The 208-nt window shown below is 44.2% G+C and carries 1 pseudogene; it reads right to left on the reverse strand.

The features are described from left to right. Window positions 1-208: pseudogene (locus AB4512_RS25375) on the reverse strand (MSHA biogenesis protein MshI); the annotation flags it as partial.

Consider the following 208-nt stretch of genomic DNA (forward strand, 5'->3'; position numbering starts at 1 on the left):
CCTTTAATTTGAGAAGAAAGGTAATCAATCGAGCGTTGGAGTTCTAGAGCAAGACCATCTAACTGCAGAGCGCTTGATGCAACACCCGTTAAAGGTGGAACAACACTACGGATGCTTCTTTGAAAGCAAACGGTATTTTCAACAAACGCACCCAGCTTAAAGTGTGAATTGGCGCTGCGCTGCAAAAGGATGAAATTAGACAGTTCGC

Source organism: Vibrio sp. 10N.222.52.B7 (assembly GCF_041474275.1).
Taxonomy (GTDB): Bacteria; Pseudomonadota; Gammaproteobacteria; order Enterobacterales; family Vibrionaceae; genus Vibrio; species Vibrio crassostreae_C.